Annotated in this window: 17 protein-coding genes and 1 tRNA gene; 8 read left to right on the top strand and 10 right to left on the bottom strand. The window is 66.1% G+C overall.

Translation table 11 applies throughout. The annotated features are described in order from the left end of the window. Positions 1-171, top strand: a 171-nt coding sequence (locus I6N89_RS16220) for an IS3 family transposase (RefSeq protein ID WP_207019467.1), incomplete at its 5' end; no start/stop codon positions are given. 480 nt (positions 172-651) lie between these two features. Here I6N89_RS16220 and I6N89_RS16215 read toward each other — a convergent pair. The 3 genes from I6N89_RS16215 to I6N89_RS16205 all read right to left on the bottom strand — a co-directional run bounded on the left by I6N89_RS16215 (position 652) and on the right by I6N89_RS16205 (position 1,854). Further along, complete coding sequence (locus I6N89_RS16215) at positions 652-1,191, bottom strand: AAA family ATPase (RefSeq protein WP_207019457.1); 540 nt, start codon at positions 1,189-1,191, stop codon at positions 652-654. Positions 1,192-1,360: 169 nt separating this feature from the next. Next, positions 1,361-1,436: transfer RNA gene (locus tag I6N89_RS16210), tRNA-Ala, on the bottom strand. Between the two features lie 97 nt (positions 1,437-1,533). Then, a complete protein-coding gene (locus tag I6N89_RS16205) occupies positions 1,534-1,854 on the bottom strand; it encodes a TIGR02300 family protein (protein ID WP_207019456.1) in 321 nt (106 codons plus the stop codon). Positions 1,855-1,961: 107 nt separating this feature from the next. Between I6N89_RS16205 and I6N89_RS16200 the strand changes: the two genes are divergently transcribed. Together I6N89_RS16200 and I6N89_RS16195 are read left to right on the top strand one after the other, a co-directional pair. Next, on the top strand, positions 1,962-2,654 hold the full coding sequence (locus I6N89_RS16200) for a M48 family metallopeptidase (protein WP_207019455.1): 693 nt from the start codon (positions 1,962-1,964) through the stop codon (positions 2,652-2,654). Between the two features lie 33 nt (positions 2,655-2,687). Beyond that, a complete protein-coding gene (locus tag I6N89_RS16195) occupies positions 2,688-3,341 on the top strand; it encodes a GntR family transcriptional regulator (RefSeq protein ID WP_076699949.1) in 654 nt (217 codons plus the stop codon). A 7-nt stretch (positions 3,342-3,348) separates the two neighbouring features. On the opposite strand, the gene I6N89_RS16190 is transcribed toward I6N89_RS16195, so the two are convergent. Then, on the bottom strand, positions 3,349-4,311 hold the full coding sequence (locus I6N89_RS16190) for an acetyl-CoA carboxylase carboxyltransferase subunit alpha (RefSeq protein ID WP_207019454.1): 963 nt from the start codon (positions 4,309-4,311) through the stop codon (positions 3,349-3,351). Positions 4,312-4,434: 123 nt separating this feature from the next. On the opposite strand from I6N89_RS16190, the gene I6N89_RS16185 reads away from it, so the two are divergent. Then, positions 4,435-5,280, top strand: a complete 846-nt coding sequence (locus I6N89_RS16185) for an AraC family transcriptional regulator (protein ID WP_207019453.1) — start codon at positions 4,435-4,437, stop codon at positions 5,278-5,280. Positions 5,281-5,344: 64 nt separating this feature from the next. On the opposite strand, the gene I6N89_RS16180 is transcribed toward I6N89_RS16185, so the two are convergent. Further along, positions 5,345-5,953, bottom strand: a complete 609-nt coding sequence (locus tag I6N89_RS16180; protein ID WP_207019452.1) for a LysE family translocator — start codon at positions 5,951-5,953, stop codon at positions 5,345-5,347. A 72-nt stretch (positions 5,954-6,025) separates the two neighbouring features. On the opposite strand from I6N89_RS16180, the gene I6N89_RS16175 reads away from it, so the two are divergent. After that, positions 6,026-6,478 (top strand): Lrp/AsnC family transcriptional regulator, encoded by a 453-nt coding sequence (locus tag I6N89_RS16175; RefSeq protein WP_207019451.1) that lies wholly within the window; start codon positions 6,026-6,028, stop codon positions 6,476-6,478. 132 nt (positions 6,479-6,610) lie between these two features. Here the strand turns inward: I6N89_RS16175 and ilvD are convergent, their stop codons facing one another. The 3 genes from ilvD to I6N89_RS16160 form a co-directional block, all read right to left on the bottom strand. After that, positions 6,611-8,440, bottom strand: coding sequence for a dihydroxy-acid dehydratase (gene ilvD / locus I6N89_RS16170; RefSeq protein WP_207019450.1), 1,830 nt, complete (start codon positions 8,438-8,440; stop codon positions 6,611-6,613). Between the two features lie 190 nt (positions 8,441-8,630). Beyond that, the gene (gene rimK / locus I6N89_RS16165) at positions 8,631-10,022 is read right to left on the bottom strand and encodes a 30S ribosomal protein S6--L-glutamate ligase (RefSeq protein ID WP_207019449.1); all 1,392 of its coding nucleotides are present in this window, start codon (positions 10,020-10,022) and stop codon (positions 8,631-8,633) included. A 115-nt stretch (positions 10,023-10,137) separates the two neighbouring features. Further along, positions 10,138-10,554: a DUF6636 domain-containing protein gene (locus tag I6N89_RS16160; protein WP_207019448.1), complete on the bottom strand. Its 417-nt coding sequence runs from the start codon at positions 10,552-10,554 to the stop codon at positions 10,138-10,140. A gap of 158 nt (positions 10,555-10,712) precedes the next feature. Between I6N89_RS16160 and I6N89_RS16155 the strand changes: the two genes are divergently transcribed. Further along, entirely contained in the window at positions 10,713-11,201 is a 489-nt protein-coding gene (locus I6N89_RS16155; RefSeq protein WP_207019447.1) for a LysM peptidoglycan-binding domain-containing protein, read from the top strand. A gap of 69 nt (positions 11,202-11,270) precedes the next feature. On the opposite strand, the gene I6N89_RS16150 is transcribed toward I6N89_RS16155, so the two are convergent. Then, positions 11,271-12,230: an L-malyl-CoA/beta-methylmalyl-CoA lyase gene (locus I6N89_RS16150; RefSeq protein WP_207019446.1), complete on the bottom strand. Its 960-nt coding sequence runs from the start codon at positions 12,228-12,230 to the stop codon at positions 11,271-11,273. 259 nt (positions 12,231-12,489) lie between these two features. On the opposite strand from I6N89_RS16150, the gene dgcN reads away from it, so the two are divergent. Further along, positions 12,490-13,491 carry an N-acetyltransferase DgcN gene (dgcN, locus tag I6N89_RS16145; RefSeq protein ID WP_207019445.1) on the top strand — a complete coding sequence of 334 codons (1,002 nt, stop codon included), beginning with the start codon at positions 12,490-12,492 and terminating at the stop codon, positions 13,489-13,491. A 91-nt stretch (positions 13,492-13,582) separates the two neighbouring features. After that, a complete protein-coding gene (gene dgcA, locus I6N89_RS16140; protein WP_207019444.1) occupies positions 13,583-14,548 on the top strand; it encodes an N-acetyl-D-Glu racemase DgcA in 966 nt (321 codons plus the stop codon). Positions 14,549-14,558: 10 nt separating this feature from the next. On the opposite strand, the gene I6N89_RS16135 is transcribed toward dgcA, so the two are convergent. Beyond that, positions 14,559-15,566 (bottom strand): DUF5671 domain-containing protein, encoded by a 1,008-nt coding sequence (locus tag I6N89_RS16135; protein ID WP_207019443.1) that lies wholly within the window; start codon positions 15,564-15,566, stop codon positions 14,559-14,561. Positions 15,567-15,692: the final 126 nt, after the last annotated feature.

The raw sequence follows: 15,692 nt of genomic DNA, 5'->3' as shown, positions 1-15,692 counted from the left end.
TTCTCTTCGCTAAAAACCGAACGGGTTAGGCGGAAAACTTACCGCACCAGGAAGCAGGCGCGCGCAGATGTCTTCGATTACATCGAACGGTTCTACAATCCAAAGCGTCGGCACTCGACTATCGGGTATCTAAGCCTTATCACGTTCGAGGAGAGAGCTATGAAAGCTTAAACTGCCGTCCACGAAACCGGCAGCAGGCCAAATGGTGCCTCGTAGTCGTAAAGTTCCCACTGGACTCAAGATGGAAATTTCCGATGCGGAAGTCTGAGTAGGTCCCCAACGCTGATCCTCGCTGCCTGCAAGCCGGTAGTTTCGCTTTTGGTAGTTTGCGTTAAGTCGAACGTCGAGCCAATTGCACAGGTGCGCCTACACCAATGCGACGTTAGTCAATCTTCACCGTCGGCTGCACGACTCCATTCTAGTCCTGTTCAGGCTGAAGGGGCAACGACAGCTCTGTCCGCACCGCGGACCTTGGGGCCTTGGACTATGCTGCGCGGTGTCACTGATGGCCGGTTTGGGGAAGTCGCGCCGCGGCGTTGGTGGCCCAGGCGAACGGCAGGTTTGGGCCGTGAGTGTCAGGCAGCGGGAGGCGGGAGGGACCATGCGGTTTGTCCGGTTCAGCAGTTTTGCCAGGGCATCTCGCGATTACGGTCAGTTGACCCGCTGCGCACAAACAAAGTCGGCGCGTGTTACGATGTCGGTGCGCGGCAGCTCCGTGATCTCGTAACCGAGCGCGGTGTAGGTGTCGCGCATGACGGCACCTGTCGCTTCGGCCTCGGCGCGGGTCTGCTTGCGCTCGGCGTCCTGCGTGAAGATATCGTCCCAGAACGGCGCTAGGAAGATGCGGGCGTTGTAGCGCGTTTCCTTGGCTGCTGCAGCGATGTGGGGCGGCACGGGGAGGCCGCAGAGGGTCAGGTAGCCCAGAATGTCGGGAGTGCCCCGGTCGAAGATCACGGGGCCTGAGAGTGCCCGAGCGTCCTCATAGGCGCGCAGGTCGCGCTCCAGCATCCTTTCGGCGTAGGCCATGCGATCAGCCCAAGGGAGGGCATCTCCGCCGCTTACCATCTCTTCGCGGATGATCGCGCGGCCGGATTCGGGGATTGTATGGAAACCGCGGCGGGAGAGCTCGGTGATCAGGCTGGTCTTGCCCGCACCGGGGCCGCCCGTCACGACGAAGAAATGGTCGCTCATGGGCCATCCTTGGATTTGACAGGGGAAAGCGCTGCGAAGCGATCGACACGCCAGGAGCGGCGATCAAGGCAGCATGGATTTTCGTAGGGAAAACAGCACCCGTCCGCACGGCAGAGGCAAGCCCTCTGACAAGAAAGGCAGAACTATCTGGTGCTTTTCAGGGGGATTTTGGTGGAGCCTAGGGGGATCGAACCCCTGACCTCTTGCATGCCATGCAAGCGCTCTCCCAGCTGAGCTAAGGCCCCGATGATGCCGTCTCCGGCGTCGTGCGCGTCGATCTACGCAATGCCGCGGGCGGGTTCAAGTGAAAAAATCACCGCCCACGGCAGAAATCCGTCGGCCTTAGCCGTCGTCGTCCTCGCTGGCGACATCGGCGATGTCGTCGAGCGAAACGTTGTCGTCGTCCTCGTCCTCGAGCACATCGTCATCGTCGAGATCGACCTCGACATCGTCTTCGAGCAGATCGGACTCGTCCGAGTCGTCCTTGGCGGCGCTGCGCTTGGCACCGTCGGCGGCATCCGCGACGAGCATCGCGCGCTTGCCGGTGTCCAGTTGCAGGACCTCACCCGTGTAAGGGCTGACGATCGGGTCCTTGTTCAGGTCGTAAAACCGCTTGCCCGTCGTCGGGCAGACGCGTTTTGTACCCCATTCTTCTTTGGGCATGGGTGGTCCCCTTCCGCTTGTCCGGTCATGTCGACAATCCGCGCCCTCTGCCATATCAGGGAAGCGGTGTCAAAGGCTTTGGCCATGTTGCTGTTGAGGCAGAGCATATGGGGCAGATCACACTTCCTGGCAACCCGCCGATTGCGGTCACGCTGCGCCGTTCCGCGCAGGCGCGGCGGCTGTCGCTGCGGCTGAGCCAGATCGACGGGCGGGTAACGCTGACGCTGCCGCGCCGGGTGCCCGAGCGCGAGGCGCTGGGGTTCCTGCGCGACAAGGAGGCCTGGCTGCGCGGCCATATGGAGGCGCGCGGCGAGGATGTGCGAATCGCCGTCGGCGCGGTGCTGCCCGTCGAGGGCGTGCCGCGCGTGCTGCGGGCAGGGACCGGGCGCAGCGTGGCGCTGTCGCCGGATGCGGTCGCGGTGCCCGGCCCGGAGGAGCGTATGGCGGCGCGGCTTCAGGGCTGGCTGCGCACGCTGGCCCGCGAGCGGCTGGCAGAGGCGTCGGACCGTCATGCCGCCGCGCTGGGGCGGCCCTACACCCGGCTCACCCTGCGCGACACGCGCTCGCGCTGGGGCTCCTGCACTGCCGACGGCGCGCTGATGTATTCCTGGCGGCTGATCCTCGCGCCGCCCGAGGTGCTCGATTACGTTGCCGCTCACGAGGTGGCGCATCTGGCCGAGATGAACCACTCCCGCGCCTTCTGGGACACGGTGGAGCGGCTTTATGGCGACTGGCGGGGCGCCCGGCGCTGGCTGCGCGACGAGGGCGGCGGGCTGCATCGCTACCGTTTCGGAGATTGACCTTCGGTGCATTTGTGATCACATTGGCACATCATGAATGTCACGCCCCCCCGCGCCACTGAAATCGTCACCTCCGCCCATGACCGTGTTTATCGCGGGCTGCGCACGCGCATCATGCTCGGCCAGATCGCCCCGGGCGAATCGCTGACCCTGCGCGGCATCGGCAAGGAATTCGCGGTCTCGATGACGCCCGCGCGCGAGGCGGTGCGCCGGCTGGTCGCCGAGGGCGCGCTGAGCATGTCCTCCTCGGGTCGGGTCTCGACGCCGGAGCTGTCGAACGAGCGTATCGAGGAGCTGGCTGCGCTGCGCGCGCTGATCGAGGTCGAGCTGGCCTCGCGGGCGCTGCCGCGCGCGCATATGGCGCTGATCGACCGTTTGCAGACCATAAACGGGGTGATCGCCGATGTCGTGCGCAACCGCGATGCGGTGGGCTATATCCGCTCCAATCTGGAATTTCACCGCACGCTCTATCTGCGCGCCCAGGCGCCGGCGATGCTGGCCATGGCCGAGACGGTCTGGCTCCAGCTCGGGCCGACCATGCGGGCGCTCTACGGGCGGCTGCGGCGCTCCGAGGCGCCGCAATATCACCGGCTGATGATTGCCGCGCTGAAGGCCGGCGACGAGCCGGGGCTGCGGCTCGCGGTGCGCTCGGATGTGACGCAGGGGCTGAAGATGCTGACGAGCTGAACGCCCGTCAGGCGGCGAGGCCGCGTGCGCCCATGTTGAGGAATTTTTCGCGCCGCGCCTTGACCAGCGCCTTGGGCTTCATGTCGTCCATCTCGGCCAGCATTGCCGCGATGGTCTGGCCGACCGCCGCGATGGAGGCCTCGGGGTCGCGATGCGCGCCGCCCAGCGGTTCGGCGATGACGCGGTCAGCGATACCGAGCTTGAGCAGATCCTGCGCGGTCAGGCGCAGCGCCTCGGCGGCCTCGCGCATCTTCTCCGCGTCTTTCCAGAGGATCGAGGCGCATCCCTCGGGCGAGATCACCGAATAGACCGAATGTTCCAGCATCGCCACGCGGTTGGCGGTGGCAAAGGCCACGGCGCCGCCGGAGCCGCCCTCGCCGATGATGACCGAGACCAGCGGCACGCCGATCTGGAGGCATTTCTCGGTCGAGCGCGCGATGGCCTCGGACTGGCCGCGCTCTTCGGCACCCTTGCCGGGATAGGCGCCGGGGGTGTCGACCAGGGTGATCACCGGCAGGCCGAAGCGGTCGGCCATGTCCATCAGGCGGATCGCCTTGCGGTAGCCCTCGGGGCGCGCCATGCCGAAATTGCGTTCGATGCGACTTTGGGTGTCGTTGCCCTTTTCGTGGCCGATCACCATCACCGGGCGGTCGTTGAACCGCGCGAGCCCGCCCATCACCGCGTGATCGTCGGCAAAGCCGCGATCACCGGCGAGCGGCGTGTATTCGGTAAAGAGCGCCTCGATATAGTCTTTGCAATGCGGGCGGTCGGGGTGCCGCGCCACCTGGCATTTGCGCCAGGGCGTCAGCTTTTTGTAGAGATCCTTGAGCAGATCCTGCGCCTTGCGGTCGAGCGCTGCGGCCTCGTCCTCCACATGCATCTCTTCGTTCGCCCGCGCCATATTGCGCAGCTCTTCGGCCTTGCCTTCGATTTCGGCAAGCGGTTTTTCGAAGTCGAGATAGTGCGTCATGCTCCGGATACCCCTGTTACGCGGGGCCTATATGGCGTCTGGAACGGGGGGATGCAACAAAGCAAGATTTGTCCCGTCGCGTCGGGGCAGGCTGTGTGCGAAGACGGAATAGGAACGAGGGCGATGCGTCAGGGCTATGAGGATCGCATCCGGCGGGTGCTGCAATACATTCACGACCATCCGGATGGCGACCTGTCGCTCGACGCGCTGGCCGAGGTTGCGGCGATGTCGCGGTTCCACTGGCATCGGGTGTTTCGCGGCATGACCGGCGAAACGCTGGCGCAGGCGGTGCGCCGGGTGCGCGCCTATCGCGCGGCCTGCTGGCTCACCGCCACCGATTGGCCGGTCGAGCGTATCGCCGGACAGGCCGGCTATGGAAATGTCCAAAGCTTCTCCCGCAGTTTTCGCGAGATCTATGGCATGACCCCCGCCGCCTATCGCAAGGCCGGCGATCCCGGGGCTGTGCAGCTTTTGCTTAGAGAAGGAGGACATGACATGCATCCCGTAGACATCCGTACATTGTCGCCCCTGCGCCTTGCCGCGCTGGACCATCGCGGCGCCTATATCACCATTGGCGCCTGCTTCGATCAGGTCTCGGCGGTGTTTTCCGCGCGGGGGCTGTGGCCGCAGGCGCAGGGCATGGTGGGCGTCTATTACGACGATCCCGGCGCCGTCGCGGAGGCCGAGCTGCGAAGCGCCGCCGGCATCGCCGTGGGCGACGCCTTTGCCATGCCGGAGGATCTGAAAGAGCTGCGGCTGCCGGGCGGACGGCATGCGGTCCTCACTTTCAGGGGCCCGTATTCCGAGCTGCATAGCGCCTATGATTACCTCTACGGCGAGTGGCTGCCGCAATCGGGGCAGGAGGTCGCCGATGCACCGCCGTTCGAACGATATCTGAATTCCCCGGCCGAGGTGGTGCCGTCCGAGCTGATCACCGAGATTTGCGCGCCGCTCGCGCCCGCAGAGTAAGCGCGCGGTGCAGGGTGGGCGATTCCGCCCACCGGCTATCTACTCGCCACTCAAGAGCGCCCGCCTATGGCTGCCCCTGCAAAAGCACCGGCAGCAGCGAAGCGACGAGCAGCGCCGCCATCGTCCAGTTGAAGGCCCGCAGCCGCGCGGGACGGTTCAGCAGCCGCCGCATTTCGCGCCCGAGCACCGTCCATGACGTGGTCGAGATCGCCGACATGGCCACATAAGCGCCCGCGACCCAGAGCACAGCCCCCGGCTCGCGCCCGGCGGCGTAGAGCGTGATCGCCCCCAGCGCCATCGACCAGGCCTTGGGGTTCACCCACTGGAACGCCGCCGCCTGAAGGAAATTCAGCGGTCTTCCCGCAGGCTCGCTTCCCGCTTCGGGCGGCGGTGCGGCATGGGCGATCTTCCAGGCGAGCCAGAGCATGTAGAGCACCGAAATCACCAGCAGCACAATATGCGCCTGTGGCCAGATCTCGAAGATCTGACCGACGCCCAGTCCCATCAGCAGCACCATGGCGGGAAAGCCCAGCCCGATCCCCAGCATATGCGGAATCGTCCGGCGAAAGCCGAAATTGGCGCCCGAGGCGAGCAGCATCAGATTGTTCGGCCCCGGCGTGATCACGGTGACGAGCGCAAAGGCGGAAAGGGCGAGAAGCAGATCGGGTGTCATGACGCAAGGATTGCCCGAAATTGGCGGAGAATGATTGCGAACTGGCGTCCGTTGTCGATAAGCTTGCAATTAATGAGCGACCTGGATGATATTGACCGCAGGATGTTGCGTGTTCTGGCCGGTGACGGGCGGATCAGCAACCTTGCGCTGGCGGAGCGGGTGGGGCTGTCGCCCTCCGCTTGCCTGCGCCGGGTGGCGGCGCTGGAGAAATCCGGGGTGATCGCCGGCTATCGCGCGGTGCTGAGCCCGGAAAAGACCGGGGTGGGCTTCATCGCCTATGTGCTTGTGGGGCTGAACCTGCACACCAAGGGCGCGCAGGAGGCGTTTGAGCGGGCGATCGCGCGGGCGCCTGAGGTGCGCGAGTGCCACAATATCACCGGCAATGTGGAATATCTGCTGCGCGTCGAGGTGGCCGATATCGCCGCCTACAAGCATTTTCACAACGAGGTGCTGGGCACGCTGCCGCAGCTCAACGCCATCACCTCCTATGTGGTGATGGGCTCGCCCAAGGACGAGCGCGCCTGATCGTGGCGCCCGCGCCCCGGATCTGATCCGGGGCCTCATGGGTTTCCGCATCGCCCCAAATTCGCATCGCCCCAAACAAGAGGCCCCGGCGCGGGGGCCGGGGCGGGTCTTGATCGTGTCGGAGGCGGCGGCTCAGATCTGCCGCACGGCGCCCTTGGCGGCGGAGGTGGTCAGCGCCGCATAGGCCTTGAGCGCCTTCGACACCTTGCGCTTGCGCTTCTCGTCCGGCTGCCAGCCCTTGGCATCGCGGGCGGTGCGGCGCTCGGCCAGCACCGCGTCGTCGACGGCGAGGTTGATCTTGCGCGCCGGGATGTCGATCTCGATCAGATCGCCTTCCTCCACCAGACCGATGGCGCCGCCCTCGGCCGCCTCGGGCGAGACGTGGCCGATGGAGAGCCCCGAAGAGCCGCCGGAGAAGCGCCCGTCGGTGACCAGCGCGCAATCCTTGCCGAGCCCTTTCGACTTCAGATAGCTTGTCGGATACAGCATCTCCTGCATGCCAGGCCCGCCGCGCGGCCCCTCATAGCGGATCAGCACCACGTCGCCGGCATGGATCTTGCCGGTCAGAATGGCGCTTACCGCGCTGTCCTGCGATTCAAAGATCCGCGCCGGGCCGGAGAAGACCAGGATCGACTCGTCGACCCCGGCGGTCTTCACGATGCAGCCGTCCTCGGCGATGTTGCCGTAGAGCACCGCCAGACCGCCATCCTTGGAAAACGCATGCTCCGCCTCGCGGATCACACCTTTCTGCCGGTCGAGATCGAGGCTCTCATAGCGGCGGTCCTGGGAAAACGCGGTGGTGGAGCGCACGCCGCCCGGGGCGGCGCGGAAGAAATCATGCACCGATTCGGAGTTGGTGCGCGACACGTCCCAGCGGTCGAGCGCATGCGACATGGTCTCTGCATGCACGGTATGAACGGTGTTGTCGATGAGCCCCGCGCGGTCGAGCTGGCCGAGGATCGCCATGATGCCGCCGGCGCGGTGCACGTCCTCCATATGCACGTCGTCCTTGGCGGGCGCGACCTTGCAGAGCACCGGCACCTGGCGCGACAGCTTGTCGATCTCTTCCATGTCGAAATCGACCTCGCCCTCATTGGCGGCGGCCAGCAGGTGCAGAACCGTGTTGGTCGAACCGCCCATGGCGATGTCGAGCGTCATGGCGTTCTTGAAGGCCTCGAAGGTGGCGATGTTGCGCGGCAGAACGGTCGCGTCGTCCTGCTCGTAGTAGCGCTTGGCCAGATCGACGATCAGATGCCCCGCCTCGACAAAGAGGCGCTGACGGTCGGCATGGGTGGCCAGCGTCGAGCCGTTGCCGGGCAACGACAGGCCCAGCGCCTCGGTCAGGCAGTTCATCGAGTTGGCGGTGAACATGCCCGAGCACGACCCGCAGGTCGGGCAGGCGGCCTCTTCGATGGCCTGCACCTGGGCGTCGGTATACTTGTCGTCGGCGGCGGCGACCATGGCATCGACCAGATCAAGCGCCTTGGTCTCGTCGTCCCATTCGACCTTGCCGGCCTCCATCGGGCCGCCCGAGACAAAGACCACGGGGATGTTGAGCCGCATCGCGGCCATCAGCATGCCGGGGGTGATCTTGTCGCAGTTCGAGATGCAGACCATGGCGTCGGCGCAATGGGCGTTGACCATGTATTCCACCGAGTCGGCGATGATCTCGCGCGAGGGCAGCGAATAGAGCATGCCGTCATGGCCCATGGCGATGCCGTCATCCACCGCGATGGTGTTGAATTCCTTGGCTACGCCGCCGGCCTTCTCGACCTCGCGCGCCACCATCTGACCCAGATCCTTCAGGTGCACATGGCCGGGCACGAACTGGGTAAAGCTGTTCACGATCGCGATGATCGGCTTGTTCCAGTCGCCTTCGGTCATGCCGGTGGCACGCCAGAGGCCACGGGCGCCGGCCATGTTGCGGCCGTGGGTGGTGGTGCGGGAGCGGTAGGCGGGCATGGGATTCCCCCTCGTTTGCGGTATCGGCGTTGTTTAACGCCGCAATGCCGCTGCGGCAAGGGCGCGCGGACCGCAGCGGCGCGCCAGGCCGCAAGGGTACAAGGGCGTATTTTCAAAGAGAAGACGAGTCGGGCGCGGCGCCCCGTCCGTCTTCTCTGTGCAAATACCGCCCGCCGGAGGCCTCCCCGTGTCAGGCGGTGATGCGCTTCGGGCGGGTTCTCGGCGGCTTCGGCGCAACCTTGGCTTCGATATGCTGGATCACCATCGCGGCGATATCCTTGCCGGAGGTCTTTTCGATCCCCTCCAGCCCGGGCGAGGAGTTCACCTCCAGCACCTTCGGCCCGTCCTCGCCGCGCAGCAGGTCGACGCCTGCCACATCGAGCTTCATCGCCCGCGCGGCCCGCACCGCGACCTCGCGCTCGGCCTTCGAGATACGCACCGGTTCCGCCGTGCCGCCCTGATGCAGGTTGGAGCGGAAATCGTCGGGCTTGCCCTTGCGGCGCATGGCGGCGACCACCTTGCCGCCGACCACGAAGCAGCGGATATCCTCGCCCGCCGCCTCCTTGACGAAGCTCTGCACGAGGAAATCCGCCTTCAGCCCCTGAAAGGCCGAGATCACCGACTCGGCGGCCTTCTTGGTCTCCGCCAGCACCACGCCCTTGCCCTGGGTGCTCTCCAGCAGCTTCAGCACCAGCGGCGCGCCGCCCACCAGGCTGATCACATTGCCGGAATCCTTGGGGCTGCGGGCAAAGGCGGTGGTCGGCATGCCGATCCGGTGCCGTGCCAGCACCTGATGCGCGTGCAGCTTGTCGCGCGAGACGGTGATACCCTCCGAGCCCGACAGGCAATAGGTGCCGAGGCTTTCGAACTGCCGCACCACCGCCGTGCCGTAGGAGGTCACCGAGGCGCCGATGCGCGGGATCACCGCGTCGTAATGCGGCAGGCGGCGGCCATCGTAATGCACCTCGCCACCCACCGCGCGGATGTTCATGTAGCAGCGTGAGGTGTCGATCACCTCCATCGTGTGGCCGCGCGCCTCCGCCGCCTCGATCAGCCGGCGGGTCGAGTAATTGCCGGGCTCGCGGCTCAGGATCGCCAGCCGCAGGGCGCGGCGGTGCTGCTTGAGGCGCGGTGCCGCGCGGTAGGCATCGAAGGAAAGCTGCGGCTGCTGGTATTTCAGGCTGGGCGCGACGATCATCTCCTCGTCAAGCGCGGTGCGCCCGAGCAGCATGCGATAGGCCATGCCGCCGCGATCGGTGAGCGTGACCTCGATGGGCCAGCTGCGCTCGCCCATGCTCAGCGTCGTCTCGATGACGAAGCGCAGCTCGGTCTCGCCGTTGGAGGAAGTGACCTCGCGCCGGTCCTTCAGCGGGGCGGAACAGATGATCTCGAGCCCCGGATCCTGCGGATCGGGATGGATGGCAAAGCGCACCATGGGCTTTTCCGCCGGGCCGAAGGGCTCGATGGCAAACGCATGCAGGGCCGAGGTCTTGGCGCCGGTATCGACCTTGGCGCGGATCGCCGGCAGGCCGAGATCGGGGAGGGCCAGCCATTCTTCCCATCCGAGGGTAAACTGGGTCATAGCGTCTCCTTTCGCTGCGCCGGCGCCACTGGCCGGAGCGCCGCTCTAGCGGGTGGATATGACAGGCGCAATACGCGCGCGTGACGCGGTTGCGGTGGGCAGGGCGGTGGCGATGTTACCAAACCTTCAGCACACGCCGGGACAGCAGAAACCCGTGCCCGTCGACGTTCTGGCAGCGCAGCCCGCTGCGTTCCGAGAGGCAGGAGATTCCGCCCCAGTCCGACGAGACCCCATAGGGCGCCACATCGACGCCGGGCGGCGAGGCACCTTTCACCGGCGCGCCGCACTCGAGCCGTACGTCGCCATGTGACAGCAGCTCGTATTTGTGCCCCCAGGGCCCGCTGCACGAGGCCGGGCGCGCCACATTCGGTGCGCCGTTGATCTCGACGATCTCGCAGGAGAGATCCGGCGGTCCCTCGCCGGTGCCGATCCAGCAGCGGACATTGTCCGAAGGCGTCCGGAAGGGCGAGACATCCGCCGCGACGGGCGCGGCGAGGCCCGCAAGGACCAGAAAGGCAATCGGTCTCAACATACCGGGCTCCTGAATGGCCACGTCGTTTCACCGCGTCAGGGTCGGGCAGTGGAACGCGGCGAGTCAAGTGCGGCTTTCCGGACATCCGGCTGGGCGGCGTCTGTGCTACTCTGGTGTGTGAGGGGCGGTGCCGCCCCGTCCTGCCAGGGAGGTGGCCCATGACCGTGACGCTCGACATCCAGCAACCGCAGCCCTTCGATATCGTCGGGCCGACGATCCTCATCTCCGGCAATGCCGCCGCCTTCGAGGGCACGCTGTCGATCACCGTGTCGGAGGGGCATGACGAGGTCACCTCCTTTGCCCAGGTGGGTGCGCTGGGGCTGCGGCAGTTTCAGGCGCAGGTCGAGATCCCGCCGGGCACCGCATTCACGCTCAACCGGCTGTTCCTGACGCTGGCCGACGATACCGGCAACGAGAACGGGCCGAGCGTGACGGTTCCGGTGCTTTACGGGCCGCTGATCCTGCCGGGCTATGCCGGCTGGCAGCCCTATACGGTGCAGCCGGGCGATACGCTGATTTCCATCGCGCAGGCGCAGTATGGCAACGGGGATTTCCAGCCGATCTTTCAGGCCAACCAGAACATCCTCGCCAATCCAAACCTGATCTTTCCCGGGCAGGTGCTGCGCATCCCGCGCGACGACCTCTGAGCGCGAGCATGAAAAAGGCGCGGGCCCGGGGGCGCCGCGCCTGAAACCGTCGGGCGGACGGGATGGGTCTCAATGCCCGGCGATCATCTCGGATTGTTTCACGATCACCTCGGCCTGCTTGATCGAGGCGATATCGACCAGCCGGCCCTTGTAGACCGTGGCGCCCTCACCCTTGGCCTTGGCCTCTTCCATGGCGGCGAGGATCTCGCGCGCCTCGGCCACGGCCGCCTCGGACGGGGTGAAGACCTCGTTGGCGAGCGCCACCTGCTTGGGGTGGATCGCCCATTTGCCGACCATCCCCAGCGTCGCCGAGCGCAGCGCCTGCGCGCGGAAGCCGTCGTCATCGGAGAAATCGCCGAACGGCCCGTCGACCGGCAGCACGCCATGGGTCCGGCAGGCGGCGACGATGGCGGCCTGCGCCCAGTGCCACGGATCGGACCAGTGCTTGGCACCCTCGTGCAGCATGTAGTAATTCTCCTGGGTGCCGCCGATGCCGGTGGTGGCCATGCCCATGGAGGCGGCGAAATCGGCCGCGCCGAGGCTCATGGCCTCAAGGCGCGGGGAGCCGGCGGCAATCTCCTCTACATGCGCAATGCCGGCTGCTGACTCGATGATGACTTCGAATTTGATCGGTTTGGTACGGCCCTTGGCGCGCTCGACGGCGGTGACCAGCGCGTCCACCGCGTAGAGATCGGCGGCGCAGCCGACCTTGGGGATCATGATCTGGTCGAGCCGGTCGCCCGATTTCTCCAGCAGATCCACCACATCCTTGTACCAGTAGGGCGTGTCGAGCCCGTTGATGCGCACCGACAGGGTCTTCTTGCCCCAGTCGATATCGCCGATGGCCTGGATGATGTTCTCGCGTGCGCTATCCTTGTCGGACGGCGCCACGGAGTCTTCGAGATCGAGATTGATCACATCCGCGTCGGAGCCGGCCATCTTCTCGAAGATCGCTGGGCGCGAGCCCGGGCCGAACAGCTGACACCGGTTGGGGCGGGCCGGGGCGGCGGGCTGGATGCGAAAGCTCATGACTCACCTCGTCGAGTAAGGAAATTACATTTTTCTCGCCACACGAGTTATTAAATTGCGGCATGCTGCGCAAGCAGAAACATCCGGCTGCGATGCGGCGCTGCGGCGAAATCTTGAGACGGGTTTGCACGATTCTTCGGCGACACGGCGCGAACGCATGGAAATTCGGCGATATCGCCGGTGAAACGGTGGTTTTCGCGACGTATTTGCGTGTCATGCGAGACAGAATACCGCGACTCCAAACGACAGGGACCCTAGAATGATCGAGACCCCGTATCTGCTCTTCCTCGGAGACGCTCCGGACCCGCTGGCTGCAAAGGTGGCGCAGGGCATCAAGGACTGGCGCCCTGAGAATTGCGTGGGCCAGCTGCGGCTCGAAGGCTGCAAGGCCGATATGAAACTGCCCGACATGACGCTGGCCGAGGCCAAAGCCGCCGGTGCCAAGACGCTGGTGATCGGCGTGGCGAATCGCGGCGGTTTGATCTCGCAGACCTGGAAAAAGGTGCTGGTGGAAGCGCTCGAAGAAGGCTTCGACCTGGCCTCCGGCCTGCATAATCTGCTGCGCGACGAAGAGGATCTGGCCGCGGTCGCCAAGGCGACCGGCCGCACCCTGCACGATGTGCGGATCCCGTCGGTGAAATACCCGATCGCTAATGGCGAGCCCCGCAAGGGCAAGCGCCTGCTGGCGGTGGGCACCGACTGCTCGGTCGGCAAGATGTATACCGCGCTGGCGCTGGATGCGGCGATGCGCGAGAAGGGCATGAAGTCGAGTTTCCGCGCCACCGGCCAGACCGGCATCCTGATCACCGGCGACGGCGTGCCGCTGGATGCGGTGATCGCCGATTTCATGGCGGGTTCCATCGAGTACCTGACGCCCGACAACGATGACGACCACTGGGACATCATCGAGGGTCAGGGCTCGCTCTTCCATGTGAGCTATTCCGGTGTGACCATGGCGCTGGTGCATGGCGGCCAGCCGGACGCGCTGGTGATCTGCCACGAGCCGACCCGCAGCCATATGCGTGGCCTGCCGGGCTATCAGCTTCCGACGATCGAGGCGGTGCGCGATGTCGCGCTGACGCTGGCGCAGGTGGCCAACCCGGCCTGCAAGGTGATCGGTGTCTCGATCAACACCCAGCATATGGGCGACGACGAGGCGGCGGCCTATTGTGCCGAGGTCGAGGCAAAGCTGGGCCTGCCGACGGTCGATCCATTCCGCCATGGCGCCGAGCGTCTGGCCGAGGCGGTTGCCGCTTACTGAGCCCGCTGGCAGGGTTGCGACGATCACGGGCGGCGGCGCTTGCTGTGCCGCCGCTGGTGAGTATTTGCAGAAAGATGAAAGGGCAGGGGCTTTGAGCATCGAAGTGACGCGCGACACGTTCCGGCTGGCGCAGGTTTTTACCATTTCGCGGGGTAGCCGGACCGAGGCGAAGGTGCTGACGGTGAAGGTCACCCGCGACGGGGTGACCGGCTGGGGCGAATGCGTGCCCTATGCGCGCTATGACGAGACGCTGGAGAGTGTCGAGGCGGAGATCGCGGGGTTGCCCGCGGATGTGAGCCGCGCGGCGCTTCAGGAGCTGCTGCCCGCCGGGGCCGCCCGCAACGCGGTGGATTGCGCGCTTTGGGATCTGGAGGCCAAAAAGGCCGGGAAACGCGTCTGGGAACTGGCGGGGCTGCCGCAGCCCGGGCCGGAGATCACCGCCTATACCCTGTCGCTGGACACGCCGGAAAAGATGCGCGCGCAGGCGGAGAAGAACGCCTTTCGCCCGCTGCTGAAGGTCAAGCTGGGCACGCCCGACGACATGCCGCGGCTTGAGGCGGTGCGCGCCGGCGCGCCGGATGCGACCATCATCGTCGATGCCAATGAGGGCTGGACGGCGGAGGTCTATGCCGATCTCGCGCCGCATCTGCTGCGGCTCGGCGTGGCGATGGTGGAGCAGCCGCTGCCCGCCGGCGATGACGATGCGCTGATCGGGATGGAACGCCCGGTGCCGGTCTGTGCCGACGAGAGCTGCCACGACCGCGCCAGCCTGCCGGCGCTCAAGGGCAAGTACGACATCGTCAATATCAAGCTCGACAAGACCGGCGGGCTGACCGAGGCGCTGCTGCTGCTGGAGGCGGCGAAGGCCGAGGGCTACGGCATCTTCGTCGGCTGCATGGTGGGCTCGTCGCTGGCCATGGCGCCGGCGGTGCTGCTGGCGCAGGGCGCCGCCTTCACCGATCTCGACGGGCCGCTGCTGCTGGCCGAGGACCGGCCAGCGCCGCTGCTTTATGATGCGGCGGGCGTGCATCCGTCCGAACCCGCGCTCTGGGGGTGAGCCGCCCGGCTCACTCCGTCTGTTGCCGCATGCAGGCCGTGCTCTCTGTCAGCGTCAGCCCGTATGGCTGGATCGCCGCCGGGAACTCGACCTCGGTGCAGAGTTCGAATGCGGTGTCGCTGATGCGGTGGTACGCGATCCCGGCGGCGAAGCCGGTCAGGCGCTGCGGATTGCGCGCGCAGCTCATCGGATCCAGCGTTTCCGGGAGCGTCTCGTGATCAATCTCCAGACAGAGCAGCACATCCTGCGTCAGCGTGCGCAGATCGGCGATGCGCGAGCGGTCGCGCTGCTCCATCTGGCCGCGCCCCGGCCCGCCCATGATCGGGAAGGCGAGCGCGGCGGAGAGCACCGCGACGGCGACCGGCGCCGCGCCCATGAGCGTGGGCAGCGCGGTTGCGCGCCCGGCCCTGTCCTGGCGGAAATAGGCCAGCACCATCAGGAAGATCAGCGCCACCGTGGCGGATTTCGCCAGGAAGCGCGCGGTGATCTGACCATCGAGGAAGGTGTAGATCAGGTAGAGCGCGTCGCCCATCAGCGTGACCACGGCGATCAGCATTGCCAGCGACGAGAGCCAGCGGCGGATGGCGCCGTGGCCGCGGGCGGAATCGGTCCGCGCCGCCCGCGCGTCGGCGCGGTCGAGCAGCCAGAAGGCCGGGGTGAAGACTATCAGCGCCGCCAGCGACCAGCGCAGGGTGCCGACGGCATAGACCGGCACGCTGTTCCGGTCGGGCAACTGGACATTGATCCAGCCGAAGAGCAGCGTCAGCGCGTTGCCCGCCACCATGCCGAACGCCACGAAGAGCAGCGCGTAGAAGAACGCGTCTTTCGCGGCGGAGGAGCGCAGCGGACGGGGCACCGGGCCGGCCTCGGTCAGTGTGTCTGTCCATCCCGCAAGCGCCTGTGCCGCCTCGGTCTCGGTCCAGCCGGCGGCGAGCAGGCTGTCATGGATGGCCTCGCGGGACTGGCCGCGTGTCAGCGCCTCATGAACGAAGCGGGCAAGATCGGGCGGGACGGACATCGGGGTGACTCCATGTTTGAACGATGTTCATTTGGTATATTGAACGACGTTCATGGTCAATCCGTCTTGCGATATTTTTCCGTCTGTCCTGGCGCGGGCTGCGGAAATGGCTTGAACACCGCCCCG

Source organism: Salipiger abyssi (assembly GCF_017311415.1).
Taxonomy (GTDB): domain Bacteria; phylum Pseudomonadota; class Alphaproteobacteria; order Rhodobacterales; family Rhodobacteraceae; genus Salipiger; species Salipiger abyssi_A.
This window is presented reverse-complemented; position numbering and strand designations above follow the sequence as displayed.